Source organism: Bacillus sp. FJAT-29937, from assembly GCF_001509555.1.
Taxonomy (GTDB): Bacteria; Bacillota; Bacilli; order Bacillales; family Cytobacillaceae; genus Cytobacillus.
On record NZ_LMAS01000003.1, the window covers coordinates 227,037 to 245,105 of the forward strand.

Genomic DNA, 18,069 nt, shown 5'->3' on the forward strand with positions numbered 1-18,069 from the left:
AGCCAATTTGCTAGCTTCAGCAACCCTTTTGCATTTCAAATAGGAGGTTACATCCTCATGCAGGAAAGAATTTTTAAAGTGCTGGAGTTTAATAAAGTAAAGGAACAATTGCTCGAGCACGTATCATCTGAGTTAGGAAAAAGAAAAGCAGAACATTTAATGCCATCTGTCGATTTTGAAGAAGTTCAGCAGTGGCAGGAAGAAACAGATGAAGCCGTAAAGGTGCTTCGAATGAAAGGCAACGTCCCGCTAGGCGGAATATATAATATACGGCCTCATGTCAAAAGATCAATCATTGGCGGGATGCTAAGCCCACATGAATTAACACAAGTAGCAAGCACTGTTCACGCAAGCAGACAAATTAAACGATTTATTGAAGAATTCGTAGATGAAAATGAGAATTTACCTATATTAGCCAGCTATGTTTTTCGTATTATCGTCTTAGCTGATTTGGAAACAACGATCAAAAATGCAATTGACGATAACGGAGAAGTATTGGATAGTGCGAGTGATACGCTAAGGTCTCTTCGAAATCAATTGCGCACGAAAGAGTCCCGGGTTAGAGAAAGGCTGGAAAGCATGATTCGTTCTTCAAGTGCGCAGAAAATGCTTTCAGACGCCATTATTACGATTCGAAATGATCGCTTTGTTATACCGGTCAAACAGGAATACAAAGGGCATTATGGAGGAATTATCCATGACCAAAGTTCTTCTGGCCAAACCTTATTTATTGAACCTCAATCGATTGTTCAATTAAATAATGAGCTCCAGGGAATTCGTGTGAAAGAGCAGCAGGAAATTGAACGAATTTTAATAGAACTTTCAAGCAAGGTAGCGGAAAATGGTTCGGAGCTAGAAACAATTGTTGAAGTTCTAACAGAAATAGATTTTATGTTTGCAAAAGCGCGATACAGCAACCGGATGAAAGCATCAAAGCCTAAGGTAAACAATGAGGGGAGAATATCCTTATTTAAGGCGCGCCATCCGCTTATTCCAGCGGACATTGTAGTAGCGAATGACATTTCATTAGGGAAAGACTTTTCGACCATCGTAATAACAGGTCCAAATACTGGCGGGAAAACCGTCACTCTAAAAACAGTTGGCTTATGTACGCTAATGGCTCAAGCCGGACTGCAAATCCCGGCCTTAGATGGGTCTGAAATAGCTGTCTTTGATGCTGTATATGCGGATATTGGCGATGAACAATCCATCGAACAAAGTCTTAGTACCTTCTCTTCACATATGGTGAATATTGTAGACATTCTAAAGAAGGTGGACTTTAACAGTCTTGTCCTTTTTGATGAATTAGGTGCAGGAACAGACCCTCAAGAGGGAGCGGCCCTTGCTATTTCCATATTAGATTATGTATATAAACGAGGAGCAAGAGTGATCGCAACGACTCATTATCCTGAATTAAAAGCATATGGCTATAATCGGGAAGGCGTCATCAATGCGAGTGTAGAATTTGATATTGATACACTTAGCCCAACATATAAGCTGCTGATAGGAGTTCCCGGCCGAAGCAATGCATTTGAAATTTCCAAGAGGCTTGGGCTTCAAGATGATGTGATTGATACAGCCCGCTCCTATATAAGTGCAGACAGCAATCAGGTTGAGAATATGATCGCATCGTTAGAGGAGAGCAGAAAACAGGCTGAAGCAGACAAGGAAGAAGCGAATGACTTTTTAAGAAGTGCTGAAATGCTTCATAAAGATTTGCAAAAGCAAATGATCGAATTTTATGAGCAAAAAGATGCTTTACATGAAAAAGCGGCAGAAAAAGCCGAAGCTATTATCGACCAAGCGAAGGCCGAAGCAGAAAAAGTCATCCGTGATTTAAGAAAAATGCGAATCGAAAAAGCAGCTGAGATTAAAGAGCACGAATTAATTGAAGCGAAGAAACGTCTGGAAGAAGCAGCGCCGAAAATTAAAAAGTCGAAAAAACAAATGACAAGTAAAGATAAGCATGTGTTTAAGCCTGGGGATGAAGTAAAGGTTTTAAGCTTTGACCAAAAAGGAACGCTGATTGATAAGACATCTGACAAAGAATGGCAAGTTCAAATTGGAATCCTGAAAATGAAGGTGAATGAAAAGGATTTGGAGTTCATTAAGAGTCCGAAACCAGTGGAAACAAGACCAATGGCAACTGTAAAAGGGAAAGACTTTCATGTTAGTCTCGAACTAGACCTCCGTGGCGAACGATATGAAAATGCTCTGCTTCGTGTGGAGAAATATATTGATGATGCACTGCTGGCTGCCTATCCCCGAGTTTCCATCATACATGGAAAAGGAACTGGGGCACTTAGACAGGGTGTGCAGGAATATTTAAGAAACCACCGTTCAGTGAAGAAAATCCGATTCGGTGAAGCGGGCGAAGGCGGATCAGGTGTAACAGTTGTTGAATTTAAATAACGGATTGGGAGAGAAGAAATGAACCAATTTTGGGAAAATCAATTTGTACAAACAGCGGGTTATTATAGTGTTGTCATTTTATGTATGATTGTATTTTTAGCTGTTTTCGAATTGGTCACGAAATATCGGAACTGGGAAGAAATCAAAAATGGGAATGTAGCGGTTGCTATGGCAACAGGGGGAAAGATATTCGGGATTGCCAATATTTTTAGACATTCCATCATGATAAATGATTCACTTTTCACCATGATAAGCTGGGGAGTATTCGGCTTCTTTCTATTGTTAACTGGTTATTTTATCTTCGAATTCCTTACACCGAAATTTAAAATTGATGATGAAATTGAAAAAAATAATAAAGCTGTTGGATTCATATCCATGGTTATTTCGATAGGTTTGTCCTATATTATTGGAGCAGGCTTATCTTAAGGAGCGGGGATATAAGTGGAGAAATTAGCGAAAGTATTATTTATTCTTTGTGGGTTGTTTGTTGTAATCGGTGCCATTTACTTATTATTTATTGCTTAATGTTTTTTCGATATAGTTTTCTAATCGCCATAATCATATGGCGATTTTTTTTGTGATCTGATGTATTTGATACATAAAATTAATTGCTTATACGGACATGTTAAAAATATACATTAATCTATTATTCTAATTGTCATGTAAACTTCATTATATTATAATAAGAATGAACAATTGGAATGTTCTAAAGATTTAATACTTTAGAAGGAGGGAATATATTGTTGCTAAATAAGCCTTGGCTTCAAACGTATCCGGAAGAAATACCCTCAACTTTGACATATCCAAATCAGCCTGTTCAAGATTATTTAAAAAAAGCGGCTGATGATCATCCAGAGAAAATTGCCATTCATTTCATGGGAAAAGAATTTACTTATCGAGCCATTTATGAATCCTCTTTAAAGCTTGCTTCCTATCTTCAGGAACTCGGAATTGAGAAAGGTGATAGGATTGCCATTATGCTGCCGAATATTCCGCCGGCTGTCATCAGTTATTATGGGATCCTAATGGCTGGAGGAATTGTCGTACAAACCAATCCCCTTTATACGGAGCGGGAGCTTGAATATCAAATGAAGGATTCAGGGGCAAAGGCCATCATTACGATGGATATTTTGTTTCCAAGGGCAGCGAAGGTTAAGCCGCAAACTAATTTGCAGCATATAATTGTAACCGCTATCAAAGATTTCCTGCCTTTCCCGAAAAACCTAGTTTATCCTTTTATACAAAAGAAGCAATATGGAATTGTGGTAAATGTGAAGCATGAAGGAAGCAACCATTTATTAACCGAAATTTTGAAGCAGCCAGCAAAAAAACTAAAGGAATATGAATTTGATTTCGCAGAAGATTTAGCGTTATTACAATATACTGGAGGAACGACTGGATTTCCAAAAGGGGTTATGCTGACACATCGCAATCTAGTTGCGAATGCGTCTATGTGTAAGGCTTGGCTTTATAAATGTAAACAAGGGCAAGAGGTTGTTCTAGGCTTATTGCCGTTTTTCCATGTGTACGGAATGACAACGGTGTTAATTTTATCTGTTATGGAAGCTCACAAAATGGTTTTGCTGCCTAAATTCGATGTAGAGACAACACTAAAGACGATTCAAAAACAACGGCCGACGCTGTTCCCTGGAGCTCCAACCATCTATATTGGACTATTAAATCATCCGGATTTGGCGAAATATGATCTTTCCTCTATTGATTCATGTATAAGCGGTTCAGCAGCTCTTCCTGTAGAGGTACAGCAAAAGTTCGAAGAGGTAACAGGAGGCAAGCTTGTTGAAGGCTATGGTTTAACTGAATCTTCACCGGTCACTCATGCTAATTTTCTCTGGGACCGTCCGCGTGTGAAGGGAAGTATCGGTGTGCCGTGGCCAGATACAGATGCAGCCATTCTGTCATTAGAAACAGGAGATTTTCTTCCGCCCGGTGAGGTTGGAGAAATCGTCGTTAAGGGACCACAAGTCATGAAGGGATACTGGAATCGCCCGGAGGATACAGCTGAATCCTTAAAGGACGGCTGGCTATTAACGGGTGATCTTGGGTATTTGGATGATCAAGGCTATTTCTATGTGGTTGACCGTAAGAAGGATATGATTATTGCTGGCGGCTATAATATTTATCCGCGTGAAATAGAAGAAGTCCTTTATGAACATCCTGCCGTACAAGAGGTTGTAGCAGCTGGAATACCGGATCCATATCGTGGAGAAACAGTCAAAGCTTATATTGTCCTAAAAGAAGGAACAACCGCAAATAAAGAAGAATTAAATGAGTTTGCCCGAAAATATCTTGCAGCTTACAAAGTTCCAAGACTTTACGAATTTCGAGATGCGCTCCCGAAAACAGCCGTTGGAAAAATATTAAGAAGAGCCCTGATAGATGAAGAAAAAAAGAGATTAGATGATGACCAGGAAAAGCAGGCTTAACTTTGAGTCCGAGCTTCTACTTCGGCTCTTTATTTTTTGACGAAAAGCTTGTCCCATTTTTTAATAAATGACATAATAGATCCGTCCATCAAAAATTGCGCGACAGTTTCTTGACAGAACGGAATTGCAGCACTATTATAAAAATATGAATGATGATTCATTCATTATCAATTAGCAATCATTCGCCCTTTATACAGATAAAAGCCTACACTTTCTTGGAAGGAGGGATACGATGAAAAGAAACAAACCTAAATATCGTCAAATCATTGATGCCGCAGTCATAGCCATTGCAGAGAACGGGTATCATCATGCGCAGGTTTCCAAAATCGCCAAGCAGGCTGGCGTCGCGGACGGAACGATTTACTTATATTTTAAAAATAAAGAAGATATCCTTATCTCTCTCTTTCAAGAAAAAATGGGATATTTTGTTGAGAAATATAAAGAGAAAATTGCAGGAAAAGAAACAGCGGCAGAGAAGTTATTAGTATTGGTTGAAACACATTTTAATATGCTTTCTGAAGATCGTCATCTTGCCATCGTGACCCAATTGGAGCTTAGACAGTCCAATAAGGAGATCCGTCATAAAATTAACGAAGTTCTAAAAGGAGTTCTTTCTATAGTTGAAAAAATATTAGTAGAAGGAAAAGAAAGCGGTGAGTTTTCAGCCGCTTTAGATACTCGATTAGCACGCCAGATGATTTTTGGCACGATGGATGAAACAGTCACAACTTGGGTGATGAATGAGCAAAAATATGATTTAACCTCGTTAGCAGGACCCGTGCATCAACTGCTTCTGGGCGGCTGTGCTGCGCGTCCATAACCATTGAATTGCTTTGAAAGAAAAGGGGATGAATATGGAGTATTTAAAATGGTCTAATCAGGATATGGTAGCTACTATTACGATTGAACGTCCTCCGGCAAATGCTCTTTCTTCAGGATTATTGAAGGAGTTGTCCGCAGTATTAGATGAAATTGAAGCAAATAACGAAATCAGGGTCATCTTAATACACGGAGAAGGGCGTTTCTTTTCAGCAGGGGCAGACATTAAAGAATTTACAACAATTAAAACTGAAGATGATTTCTCTAAACTTTCAACCTATGGCCAGGAATTATTTGAACGAATGGAAACATTCCCCAAGCCTATTATAGCTGCCATTCATGGCGCCGCACTTGGCGGAGGACTAGAGCTTGCTATGGGTTGTCATTTCCGATTAGTTGCCGAGAATGCTAAGCTTGGATTGCCTGAGCTTCAGCTTGGATTAATTCCCGGGTTTGCTGGAACACAGCGCCTTCCTCGGCTCGTTGGTACAGCTAAGGCTGCCGAAATGCTTTTTACAAGTGATCCGATAACAGGATTAGAGGCAGTCCAATATGGTCTTGCCAACCATGCGTATCCTGAAAGCGAACTTTTGGAAAATGCCTACAATATAGCAAAGAAAATTGCCAAGAAGAGTCCAGTTTCCATTAAGGCTGCTATCGATCTCTTAAACTATTCAAAGCCAAAAGAATATTTTGAAGGAGTAAAGATGGAAGCAAAACTGTTCGGAGATGTATTTGTCTCTGAAGATGGAAAAGAAGGAATTTCTGCATTTATCGAGAAAAGGGAACCGAAATTTACAGGCAAATAAAAATAATTATTTTTTTTCGATAACAATTTTTCTAGCAATCTATTATAATTAACATGTACGGGGTTGTACGCCCCGTACGAAATAAATTTTCTTAATCTTTAGAAGTAATGAAATTTTTTGCTAGAAATCAGTCATACTTTTATTATCTAGCTACAGTGCCTAGGGGCTCGAGGTCATAAGCCAGTCCGTCAAGAAGGTTAAAGTACAACCTTCTCGCCGGCCTGTCTTATGCTTGTCGCCCCTGGGCGAGGCACTTACGCTTTTAAAATTAGGAGGGAAATCATGAACATCTATGTTTTAATGAAAAGAACCTTTGATACAGAAGAGAAAATTACGATTTCAGGCGGTCAAATAAACGAGGATGGCGCAGAATTTATCATTAACCCTTATGATGAATATGCAATCGAGGAAGCGATTCAAGTTCGTGATGAAAATGGCGGAGAGGTAACGGTTGTCTCTGTCGGTAATGAAGAAACTGAGAAACAGCTTCGTACTGCTCTTGCTATGGGTGCTGATAAAGCTGTTTTAATAAATACAGATGATGATTTAGAATATGGTGATCAATTTACCACTGCAAAAATTCTTTCCGAATACTTAAAAGACAAGGATGCTGACTTAATCATCGCTGGAAACGTTGCGATTGACGGCGGTTCGGGTCAAGTGGGCCCTCGTGTAGCTGAACTTCTAAACATTCCTTATGTCACAACGATTACAAAGCTTGATATTTCGGGAAGCAATGTAACAGTTGTTCGTGATGTTGAAGGAGATTCCGAAGTAATTGAGACAAGCCTGCCATTACTAGTTACAGCTCAGCAAGGCTTAAATGAACCGCGCTACCCATCATTGCCAGGGATTATGAAAGCAAAGAAAAAACCGCTTGATGAACTTGAGCTTGATGATCTTGACCTTGAGGAAGACGATGTCGAGGCAAAAACAAAAACGATTGAAATTTATCTTCCGCCTAAAAAAGAGGCAGGGAAAATCCTCGAAGGCGATCTTGCAGATCAAGTAAAAGAACTAGTACAACTTCTTCATACTGAAGCAAAAGTAGTCTGATCGGAATATACAAGAATATGAACGCAGGGGGTAAAGCATAATGGCTAGAAAAGTATTAGTTTTAGGTGAAGTCCGTGACGGATCATTGCGTAATGTTTCCTTTGAAGCGGTAGCTGCAGCAAAAACGGCAGCAGAAGGCGGAGAAGTTGTAGGAGTGTTAATTGGCGATTCTGTAAGCGCTTTAGGCGGAGAATTAATCCAATATGGAGCGGACCGTGTTATAACCGTTGAAGATGAAAAACTTAAGCAATATACATCAGATGGCTATTCACAGGTTGTTATGGCTGTCATTGATGCAGAAAAGCCGGATGGACTGATTTTTGGACATACAGCTTTAGGTAAGGATCTAGCTCCAAAAATTGCAGCTAAATTAAGCTCCGGATTGATTTCTGATGTGACAGCATTAGAAATCGCTGGAGGAAACTTAGTGTTCACTCGTCCTATTTATTCGGGAAAAGCATTCGAAAAGAAAATTGTTACAGATGGCTTAATTTTTGCTACAATCCGCCCGAATAATATTAGCCCGCTTGTAAAGGACGAATCTAGATCAGGGGATGTTACTTCTCTATCTGTTGATATTAAAGATCTTCGCACCATTATTAAAGAGGTTGTCCGCAAGGCAAGCGAAGGAGTCGATCTTTCTGAAGCGAAGGTTGTCATTGCCGGAGGACGCGGAGTAAAGAGTGAGGAAGGATTTGGTCCATTAAAAGAGCTTGCGAAAGTTCTAAATGGAGCTGTTGGGGCTTCTCGCGGCGCCTGTGACGCAGATTATTGCGATTATTCATTGCAAATCGGCCAAACAGGAAAGGTTGTTACACCTGATCTTTATATCGCATGTGGAATTTCAGGAGCAATTCAGCACCTTGCCGGTATGTCAAACTCCAAAGTTATTGTGGCGATTAATAAAGACCCGGAGGCAAATATCTTTAAGGTTGCAGACTATGGGATTGTTGGAGATCTGTTTGAGGTAGTTCCAATGCTAACTGAAGAGTTTAAGAAGCTGTTAATAAATGCATAAGCTGATTATTTAAGTGAGAAATGAGCGGCTTTTGGCCGCTTATTTTCATTATGGAAATGATTTCGAAAATAATACAATATGAATAGTTATAGAAAAATTAGGGGAAATTACGTCCGAAGCAAAACGTTAGCATGACAGAAAGAACAATGGTATACTGACGTTATATTTATTAATTCACTTACAAATAGGAGGCATTTCAATGGCTATTATAAACGCAACAGATCAAACTTTTTCTACAGATACTGGCTCAGGTGTTGTATTGGCAGATTTTTGGGCACCTTGGTGCGGACCTTGTAAAATGATTGCACCAGTTCTTGAAGAACTTGATTCAGAAATGGGCGATAAAGTAAAAATCGTTAAGCTTGACGTAGACGAAAACCAAGAAACAGCAGGAAAATATGGTGTTATGAGCATCCCAACTTTAATCGTTTTTAAAGACGGAGAAGTTGTAGATAAAGTGGTTGGCTTCCAGCCGAAAGAAGCTCTTGCAGAACTTCTATCAAAACATGCATAATAGAATTAGATTAGTAAGGGGTCTGACATAGTCGGCCCCTTACGCATTTCTATTTGTCTAGCTACAGCGCCTAGGGGCTCGCCGACTAAGAACGCCACGTCCTGTGGCAATGTCAGCACTAGTACGTCCTGTACGTCGGAGGTCATAAGTCAATCCGTCAAGAAGGATAAAGTACAACCTTCCTGCCGGCTCGCCTTATGCTTGTCGCCCCTGACCACGGCGCTTACGCATTTCTACTCGGAAGTGATAATGATATGAATGAAATCATAAAAAATAAATTAATGCTATTGCCTGATCAGCCGGGCTGCTATTTAATGAAGGATCGTCAAGGAACTATAATTTACGTGGGGAAGGCAAAGGTTTTAAAAAATCGTGTCAAATCCTACTTTACTGGTTCACATGACGGAAAAACCCAAAGATTAGTCAATGAAATAGAAGACCTCGAATATATTGTGACATCCTCCAATATCGAAGCGTTAATTCTTGAGATGAACTTAATAAAAAAACACGATCCAAAATATAATGTTATGCTCAAGGACGATAAAACCTATCCATTTATTAAACTAACTGCCGAAAGACACCCCCGCCTTATTACTACCCGCAAGGTTAAAAAAGATAAGGGGAAATATTTTGGGCCTTATCCAAATGTCCATGCTGCAAATGAAACGAAGAAGCTGCTTGACCGAATTTATCCATTAAGAAAATGTACAACCTTGCCCGACCGTGTCTGCCTTTACTATCATTTAGGACAATGTTTAGCTCCTTGTGTGAAAGAAGTAAGCGAGCAGGAATATAAAATAATGGTTGACGAGATTACCCGTTTCTTAAATGGGGGCTATAAGGAAATTAAAAAAGAATTAACAGAAAAAATGACAGCCGCTGCTGAAGAACTTGACTTTGAAAAAGCGAAGGATTTCCGTGATAGGATCACTCATATTGAGACAACAATGGAAAAGCAAAAGATCACAACAACAGACTTTACAGATCGGGATGTATTCGGCTTTGCTGTCGATAAAGGCTGGATGTGTGTTCAAGTATTCTTTATTAGACAGGGGAAATTAATTGAACGGGATGTGTCAATGTTTCCAATTTATAACGAGCCTGACGAAGAAATGTTAACATACTTAGGTCAATTTTATTTAAAGGCGAATCATTTTAAGCCAAAAGAAATATTACTGCCGAATACGGTTAATTCAGATTTGGCTGAAGAGCTTTTGGAAGTAAAAGCCTTTCAACCGCAAAGAGGCCAGAAAAAAGATTTAGTACAATTAGCTTCTAAAAATGCAAAAATCGCCCTTCAAGAAAAGTTCTCCCTTATTGAAAAGGATGAAGAACGAACCATTAAAGCCATTGAAAATTTAGGGCATCAGCTAGGGATTTATACTCCTCATCGAATTGAGGCTTTCGATAACTCGAACATTCAAGGAACGGATCCAGTATCCGCTATGGTTGTTTTTATTGATGGCAAGCCAGAGAAAAGAGAATATCGTAAATATAAAATAAAATCTGTACAGGGGCCGGATGATTATGATTCTATGCGCGAGGTCGTACGGAGAAGATATACCCGGGTATTAAAAGAAAACCTGCCTATTCCAGATTTGATCATCATCGATGGAGGAAAAGGGCATGTTGAGGCAGTAAGAGATGTATTGGAAAATGAAATAAATCTTGATATTCCAATTTCTGGGTTAGTTAAGGATGAGAAGCATAGAACTTCACAGCTATTGTACGGGAATCCATTAGAAATTATTCCGCTTGGGAGAAACAGTCAGGAGTTCTATTTGCTGCAAAGAATTCAAGATGAAGTCCACCGTTTTGCTATAACCTTTCATCGTCAGCTTCGAGGGAAAAATGCGTTTCAATCAGTGCTTGATGACATTCCTGGCATTGGGGAAAAGCGAAAGAAACAGCTGCTAAAAACCTTTGGATCGATTAAGAAGATGAAAGAGGCCAGCATTGAGGAATTTAGAAAAATTGGCATTCCGGCAAATATTGCGGAAGAATTAAAAAGAAAATTAAAGGAATAGTATTGTTTGCTGTAAGTGAACATGCTATAATTACTGAAAATTCAATATCACTTTATAGTATTAAAGTGAAGGTAGAGGTGCGAACTTCAATAGTAAAAGCTTGGAGAAGAATGAGCTTCAATGAAAAGCTTTGAAAGGGAATGTTCGCCGAAGTGGATAAAGTCTCATAACTTTTTTCGCTGGTCTTGCATTGAATAAATGTAAGATTGTCAAGACAAAACCGTCTTGGAGAGCTATCTCACTGTGTAAAAATGTATTTTTTCTACGTTATAAACACAGCAATGAGATAGAATCTCATTGCTTTTTTTTATGCCAAAATCCAATCAATCGGGCATTTCTGACATATTTTATAATGCAATTGACGGATAGCTGCTAATGAACAATTTGCAAAATTAGAAAGTGGGGAAAACATGGGACTTATCATCCAAAAGTTTGGTGGAACATCTGTTGCAAATGTAGAAAAGATTCGAAACGTTGCCGATCGGGTAATCGAGGAAAAGAATAGGGGCAATGATGTCATTGTAGTTGTCTCCGCAATGGGGAAATCTACAGATCAGCTTGTCGGTCTGGCAAAGGAAATTTCCTCCTCTCCAAGCAAAAGAGAAATGGACATGCTTTTAACTACGGGTGAACAGGTGACGATTTCTTTATTAGCAATGGCTTTATCAGAAAAGGGCTTTCCAGCTGTATCTTTTACAGGCTGGCAGGCTGGAATCAAAACAGAGTCAGTACATGGCAATGCGAGAATATTGGATATTGATACTTCCAGGCTGAAGAGAGAGCTTAACGAAGGAAAGATTGTTATTGTCGCGGGGTTCCAAGGCATAACGGAAGACGGAGCGATTTCAACATTGGGGCGCGGTGGCTCCGATACTACGGCAGTTGCCATTGCTGCGGCTCTTAAAGCGGATAAATGCGATATTTATACCGATGTGACGGGAGTGTTTACAACAGATCCGCGCTATGTTAAAAACGCAAGAAAATTATTAGCGGTATCCTATGATGAAATGCTTGAACTTGCCCATTTAGGTGCTGGTGTATTGCATCCTAGAGCTGTAGAATTTGCTAAAAACTATCAAATCCCAATTGAAGTGCGATCAAGCAGTGAAAGCGAATCAGGGACTATGATTGAGGAGGAAGTATACATGGAAGAAAATTTAGTTGTCCGGGGAATAGCATTCGAAAACGAAATCACAAGAGTCACTGTCATTGGGTTGCCGAACTCTTTAATTGGGTTATCCACGGTTTTCTCTGAATTAGCCAAAAATCATATTAATGTTGATATTATTATTCAAAGTACACTGGCAGAACAATCAGCAAATTTATCCTTTTCGATTAAAAATGAAGATCTTGATGACACGATTAAGGTTCTGGAAAACTGTAAGAATAAATTAAATTATAGCCGTATTGAATCAGAGAAAGGTCTTGCCAAAGTTTCGATTATCGGTTCAGGAATGGTTTCAAATCCAGGGGTAGCAGCGGAGATGTTTGAAGTGCTGGCCTCCAATGACATCGAAGTAAAGATGGTGAGTACTTCGGAAATAAAGGTTTCAACGGTAATTGGACAAGAAAAAATGGTTCAGGCTGTTGAGGCTCTTCACGAAGCCTTTCATTTATCAGGTATACCGATTGAATCTTAATAGTAAGAAAGAGGCTTTCATTGAATTGAAAGCCTTCTTTTCGTCAAAAAGTGACTATTAGATTTTGTCCTTTTTATCCCATTTAACGGTGAACTGAATTTTTCCTTTTCTTTTATTAGGATGCTCATATGCTTCACAAATCACTTCAGATTGCATTTCAATTTGCTGAGCAATAAACCCTGCCTCAAGCTGAAAGGTGCATCGGGTATTTTTTTTGCAGCGTTCCTGTATGAAAGAACTGGAAAGCTCAAATTCCATTTCATTTTTTGATTCTTTCTTTAGGACTAGGTGTCCCCATGAAGCTTGTTCGAAGAAATCAATTATTTGGGATACTGTCGTTTGAGGATATCTACGTGCAAGGCTTTTTCCAGCCCAATATAATATTTCAGGCGCATCGTCGCCTAATATGTCGTGTAAAAGAACTTCCCTGATCAATTCGTATCCAAAGTCAGAAATGGATTCGGCTTTTTGTTCAATTGGAATTAATTCTGAAGCTGTTTCATTCAAGCTAAGATCCCCTCTTTCTATTATTCTTCTATTATATACAAATGGGAAGGAATTTAGTTATAGAATGATGAAAAAGAGGGGTGTTTTTGCGGAGGAAGATTATTGCTTTTTTAATATATTAATCCAAGTGAGCTTTTGCTTAATAAATATGGTTAGATATGTAATAGTAAGTAATATTAATATATTTTTATGATTTCGATAGTTACAATATTTTATGTAATCGTTTCCTTGACGCTCTAACATGTTGGGAGTAAAATGGACATGTCACATAATTGTAAGAAAATGATATGCCATTTTCGAAAGGATGTTTTGGTGGAAATTTACATTCGAGGTAACGACACCTAACATCTTGCAAAAAAATAGGGGGGTAAATCATGGCGGGTAATCGAGAGTTTTTAAATCGCAGATTGCATTCATTACTAGGTGTTATACCAGTAGGACTATTTTTAGTTCAGCATCTAGTAGTCAATCATTTTGCAACAGGGGGAGAGGAGTCTTTTAATAAGGCTGCAGGCTTTATGGAAAGTCTGCCGTTTAGAATTATTTTAGAAACATTTATTATTTTCTTGCCTTTATTATTTCATGCCATCTATGGGCTATATATTGCGTTTACAGCAAAAAACAATGTAAGCAAATATGGGTTCTTCCGTAACTGGATGTTCATGCTACAACGTGTGTCTGGTGTTATTACACTTATTTTCATCGCATGGCATGTATGGGAAACTCGTGTGCAAGCTGCATTCGGTGCAGATGTTAATTTCCAAATGATGGAGAATATTCTTTCAAATCCATTTATGTTCTGGTTTTATATCGTTGGGGTTATTTCAACAATTTTCCACTTTTCTAATGGATTATGGTCTTTCTGTGTAAGCTGGGGGATTACAATTTCACCTCGTTCACAGTTAATAACAACATACGTTACAATTGTTATCTTCATTCTATTATCAATTGTCGGTATTCGTGCGATTACAGCATTTGTTTAATATGCAGTAGAAACGTTCGGTTAAAAATTTTGCTTTAGTTTTACAAAGTAATAGGGAGTGAGTCACTATGGCTAAAGGTAAGGTAATCGTTGTCGGCGGCGGACTAGCCGGCTTAATGGCAACAATTAAAGTTGCAGAATCAGGGACTCCGGTTGAGTTATTTTCCTTAGTACCGGTTAAACGTTCTCACTCTGTTTGTGCTCAAGGCGGCATTAACGGAGCTGTAAATACAAAGGGTGAAGGAGATTCACCATATATACACTTTGATGACACTATTTACGGCGGAGACTTTTTAGCAAACCAGCCGGTAGTTAAAGCAATGTGTGAAGCAGCACCTGGTATTATCCATTTATTCGACCGTATGGGTGTAATGTTCAACCGTACACCTGAAGGTTTACTTGATTTCCGCCGCTTTGGCGGAACACAGCATCACCGTACTGCATTTGCTGGAGCTACAACAGGTCAGCAGCTTTTATATGCTTTGGATGAACAAGTGCGCCGACAAGAGGTTGTAGGACTTGTTACGAAATACGAAGGCTGGGAATTCTTAGGTGCCGTTATTGATGATGATGGTGTTTGCCGTGGAATTTCAGCACAGAACTTAACTTCTGGTGAAATCCAAACATTTGCTGCAGATGCAGTAATTATGGCTACAGGCGGCCCTGGAATTATTTTTGGTAAATCAACAAACTCAGTGATTAATACAGGGTCAGCAGCTTCTATTGTTTATCAGCAAGGCGCTTATTATGCGAATGGAGAATTTATTCAAATTCATCCAACTGCAATCCCTGGTGATGATAAGCTGCGTCTTATGAGTGAATCTGCGCGTGGTGAAGGCGGACGTGTTTGGACTTATAAGGATGGAAAGCCTTGGTATTTCCTTGAAGAGAAATACCCTGCATATGGGAACCTAGTACCGCGTGATATTGCAACACGTGAAATTTTTGATGTATGTGTCAATCAAAAACTAGGTATTAATGGAGAAAACATGGTGTATCTGGATCTTTCTCATAAAGATGCGCATGAGCTTGATATTAAACTTGGCGGTATCATTGAAATTTACGAGAAATTCATGGGCGATGACCCACGTAAAGTTCCAATGAAGATCTTCCCTGCTGTTCACTATTCAATGGGTGGACTATGGGTTGATTATGAGCAGCAGACAAGCATTCCTGGATTATTCGCTGCAGGTGAGTGTGATTATTCACAGCATGGTGCGAACCGTTTAGGTGCGAACTCTTTACTTTCAGCTATTTACGGCGGAATGGTTGCTGGACCAAATGCTGTTAATTATATCAATGGTCTTGAGAAAAGTGTTGATTCGATTTCTTCTTCTGTATTTGATCGTCATGTTAATCAAGAAGAAGCAAAATGGAATGATATTATGTCATTAGATGGAACAGAAAACGCTTATGTTCTTCATAAAGAGCTTGGTGAATGGATGACTGATAACGTGACAGTTGTTCGTGAAAACAGCAAGCTATTGAAAACGGATGAGAAAATTGTTGAGTTAATGGAACGTTTTAATAACATTAATATTAACGATACAGCCAAATGGAGCAACCAAGGAGCTGCATTTACTCGCCAGTTGAAAAATATGCTTCATTTAGCTCGTGTGATCACAATCGGTGCATATAACCGTAATGAAAGCCGTGGTGCCCATTACAAACCAGAATTCCCTAAACGGAATGATGAAGAATTCTTAAAGACAACAATGGCAAAATACACTGGGGAAGAATCAGCGCCTGCATTCCATTATGAAGAAGTTGATATTTCATTAATTAAACCACGTGAACGTGACTATACAAAAAAACATTAAGAGAAGGGGAGAGTAAGTGATGAGTGACAAAAAAACAATTCGCTTTATTATAACTCGTCAAGACAATCCAGATTCTGCGCCTTATGATGAAGAGTTCGAAGTAGAGTACCGTCCGAACTTAAACGTTATTTCAGCACTTATGGAAATACGCCGTAACCCTGTTAATGTAAAAGGTGACAATACAACACCAGTAACATGGGATATGAACTGTCTTGAGGAAGTATGTGGTGCTTGTTCAATGATTATTAATGGAAAACCGCGCCAATCTTGTTCGGCGCTAGTTGACCAATTAGAACAGCCAATTCGCTTAGCACCAATGCGTACATTCCCTGTTGTAAGAGACTTGCAAGTAGATAGAAGCCGGATGTTTGATTCATTGAAAAAGGTTAAAGCATGGATTCCAATCGATGGTACGTATGATCTTGGCCCAGGACCACGTATGCCTGAACCAAAGCGCCAATGGGCATACGAGTTATCTAAATGTATGACTTGTGGTGTATGTTTAGAAGCTTGTCCTAACGTAAATAGCAAAACAAACTTTATGGGACCAGCTGTCTTTAACCAAGTTCGCTTGTTTAATGCTCACCCAACCGGTGAAATGAATAAAGCAGAACGCTTAAATGCATTCATGGATGATGGCGGAATGACAGGCTGTGGAAACTCACAAAACTGTGTGCAATCATGTCCAAAAGGAATTCCTATTACAACATCAATCGCTGCTGTAAACCGTGCGGCTACATTACAATCTTTCAAAAACTTCTTTGGAAGCGATCAAGTTTAATAAACGAAAGCCCTTCTTCCGTTTGGAAGAGGGGTTTTTTGTTGTCCAGCTCCAACGCCTAGGGGCTCGAGGTCATAAGCCAAACTGTCAGTAAGGTTAAAGTACAACCTTTCTGCCAGTTCGTCTTATGCTTGTCGCCCCTGACCAAGGCGTTTCCACATTTCTATTTTCAATTTATTCCAATAGTTATATAATGGTAGAATGAATCGTTATTCATTTTTGATTATAGTGGGGGAGATTACATGAGCAAAATAAGCTATATAAATGATTTTCCTGCATGGGAAGAAGGCTTTGAGTTTTTTCATCCTATTAAGGTGCGTTTTTCGGAAACAGATATGTTTGGTCATTTAAATAATACGGTTCCCTTTACCTATTTTGAAGTAGCAAGAATAGAATTTTTCAAAAGTATCGGCTTTATGCAGGAGTGGGTAAATCCAAAAAACGAAACCATTCCTGTTGTAGCTGATTTGCAATGCGATTTTTTAAAGCAGGCTTTCTTTGATGAACATTTAAAAATATATGTGAAAGCAGAAGCAATCGGTACATCTTCAGTGGATCTACACTATATGGGAAAAAAAGAGGATGGATCCGTCTGCTTTACGGGAAGAGGGACAATGGTTCAAATTTCAAAGAAAACAGGGAAAGGCTATCCATGGACTGAAGAAATGAAATCTTTGCTTCAAAATCATGTCATAAAGCTGCCTAATTCATTTTAATAACTTTTTTAAAATAAAATCTTCTCCTTTAAGGAATTGGTGTCACTCAAGTCCTCTGCGTTACATAAGATATTGTGACTAAATATATACCCATCCCGCGGTTCATAGCTGGCGAAAGGCAAGGAGGGTTACAATACTTGAAGGAGAACGAATTTACTCATAAGCCGTTACTCACCAAACGAGAAAGAGAAGTATTCGAACTGTTAGTACAGGATAAAACAACGAGAGAAATCGCTGGTGAATTATTTATAAGCGAAAAAACGGTTCGGAACCACATTTCGAATGCCATGCAAAAGCTTGGTGTTAAGGGGCGATCACAAGCTGTTGTAGAGCTCCTTCGAATGGGAGAGCTAGAACTTTAATTAAGACCGGTCATCCTTTATTGGATGCCGGTTTATATTATTTAATAAGCAAAATTAACTTAACTATAGCTTCTATATTTATTTCAGCCTTGAAATTTAGCTGAAAAAAGGCGAAAATATATGCAATAGAGCTTGTGGATTATATCATCTTGTTGGAATAGA

Annotated in this window: 16 protein-coding genes and 1 riboswitch; of the genes, 15 read left to right on the forward strand and 1 reads right to left on the reverse strand. The window is 39.0% G+C overall.

The annotated features are described in order from the left end of the window. Positions 1 to 57 precede the first annotated feature (57 nt). The 10 genes from AR328_RS07415 to AR328_RS07460 all read left to right on the forward strand — a co-directional run bounded on the left by AR328_RS07415 (position 58) and on the right by AR328_RS07460 (position 12,739). A complete protein-coding gene (locus AR328_RS07415; protein ID WP_066292628.1) occupies positions 58 to 2,412 on the forward strand; it encodes an endonuclease MutS2 in 2,355 nt (784 codons plus the stop codon). Between the two features lie 18 nt (positions 2,413 to 2,430). Next, complete coding sequence (locus AR328_RS07420; RefSeq protein WP_066292632.1) at positions 2,431 to 2,838, forward strand: DUF350 domain-containing protein; 408 nt, start codon at positions 2,431 to 2,433, stop codon at positions 2,836 to 2,838. Positions 2,839 to 3,152: 314 nt separating this feature from the next. After that, positions 3,153 to 4,856 carry an AMP-binding protein gene (locus AR328_RS07425; RefSeq protein ID WP_066292634.1) on the forward strand — a complete coding sequence of 568 codons (1,704 nt, stop codon included), beginning with the start codon at positions 3,153 to 3,155 and terminating at the stop codon, positions 4,854 to 4,856. A gap of 232 nt (positions 4,857 to 5,088) precedes the next feature. Next, positions 5,089 to 5,676 carry a TetR/AcrR family transcriptional regulator gene (locus AR328_RS07430; protein ID WP_066292636.1) on the forward strand — a complete coding sequence of 196 codons (588 nt, stop codon included), beginning with the start codon at positions 5,089 to 5,091 and terminating at the stop codon, positions 5,674 to 5,676. A gap of 34 nt (positions 5,677 to 5,710) precedes the next feature. Then, positions 5,711 to 6,484 (forward strand): enoyl-CoA hydratase, encoded by a 774-nt coding sequence (locus AR328_RS07435; RefSeq protein WP_066292638.1) that lies wholly within the window; start codon positions 5,711 to 5,713, stop codon positions 6,482 to 6,484. 282 nt (positions 6,485 to 6,766) lie between these two features. Further along, positions 6,767 to 7,540, forward strand: coding sequence for an electron transfer flavoprotein subunit beta/FixA family protein (locus tag AR328_RS07440; protein ID WP_066292639.1), 774 nt, complete (start codon positions 6,767 to 6,769; stop codon positions 7,538 to 7,540). A 40-nt stretch (positions 7,541 to 7,580) separates the two neighbouring features. Continuing rightward, positions 7,581 to 8,558 carry an electron transfer flavoprotein subunit alpha/FixB family protein gene (locus AR328_RS07445; protein WP_066292642.1) on the forward strand — a complete coding sequence of 326 codons (978 nt, stop codon included), beginning with the start codon at positions 7,581 to 7,583 and terminating at the stop codon, positions 8,556 to 8,558. A gap of 199 nt (positions 8,559 to 8,757) precedes the next feature. Further along, positions 8,758 to 9,072 (forward strand): thioredoxin, encoded by a 315-nt coding sequence (gene trxA / locus AR328_RS07450; RefSeq protein WP_066292644.1) that lies wholly within the window; start codon positions 8,758 to 8,760, stop codon positions 9,070 to 9,072. 254 nt (positions 9,073 to 9,326) lie between these two features. Further along, positions 9,327 to 11,099: an excinuclease ABC subunit UvrC gene (uvrC, locus tag AR328_RS07455; RefSeq protein ID WP_066294598.1), complete on the forward strand. Its 1,773-nt coding sequence runs from the start codon at positions 9,327 to 9,329 to the stop codon at positions 11,097 to 11,099. Positions 11,100 to 11,163: 64 nt separating this feature from the next. Then, a riboswitch (Lysine riboswitch) is annotated at positions 11,164 to 11,343 on the forward strand. A 166-nt stretch (positions 11,344 to 11,509) separates the two neighbouring features. Beyond that, positions 11,510 to 12,739: an aspartate kinase gene (locus AR328_RS07460; protein ID WP_066292646.1), complete on the forward strand. Its 1,230-nt coding sequence runs from the start codon at positions 11,510 to 11,512 to the stop codon at positions 12,737 to 12,739. 57 nt (positions 12,740 to 12,796) lie between these two features. Here AR328_RS07460 and AR328_RS07465 read toward each other — a convergent pair whose 3' ends face one another. Continuing rightward, positions 12,797 to 13,246 (reverse strand): YslB family protein, encoded by a 450-nt coding sequence (locus AR328_RS07465; RefSeq protein ID WP_066292650.1) that lies wholly within the window; start codon positions 13,244 to 13,246, stop codon positions 12,797 to 12,799. Positions 13,247 to 13,620: 374 nt separating this feature from the next. On the opposite strand from AR328_RS07465, the gene AR328_RS07470 reads away from it, so the two are divergent. The 5 genes from AR328_RS07470 (at position 13,621) to AR328_RS07490 (ending at position 17,907) form a co-directional block, all read left to right on the forward strand. Then, a complete protein-coding gene (locus tag AR328_RS07470; RefSeq protein WP_066292655.1) occupies positions 13,621 to 14,229 on the forward strand; it encodes a succinate dehydrogenase cytochrome b558 subunit in 609 nt (202 codons plus the stop codon). Positions 14,230 to 14,296: 67 nt separating this feature from the next. Then, positions 14,297 to 16,048 (forward strand): succinate dehydrogenase flavoprotein subunit, encoded by a 1,752-nt coding sequence (sdhA, locus tag AR328_RS07475; protein ID WP_066292659.1) that lies wholly within the window; start codon positions 14,297 to 14,299, stop codon positions 16,046 to 16,048. 19 nt (positions 16,049 to 16,067) lie between these two features. Then, positions 16,068 to 16,829: a succinate dehydrogenase iron-sulfur subunit gene (sdhB, locus tag AR328_RS07480; RefSeq protein WP_066292665.1), complete on the forward strand. Its 762-nt coding sequence runs from the start codon at positions 16,068 to 16,070 to the stop codon at positions 16,827 to 16,829. A 242-nt stretch (positions 16,830 to 17,071) separates the two neighbouring features. Beyond that, positions 17,072 to 17,545, forward strand: a complete 474-nt coding sequence (locus tag AR328_RS07485) for an acyl-CoA thioesterase (RefSeq protein ID WP_066292667.1) — start codon at positions 17,072 to 17,074, stop codon at positions 17,543 to 17,545. Between the two features lie 137 nt (positions 17,546 to 17,682). Then, positions 17,683 to 17,907, forward strand: a complete 225-nt coding sequence (locus tag AR328_RS07490) for a helix-turn-helix domain-containing protein (RefSeq protein WP_057771856.1) — start codon at positions 17,683 to 17,685, stop codon at positions 17,905 to 17,907. Positions 17,908 to 18,069 lie beyond the last annotated feature (162 nt).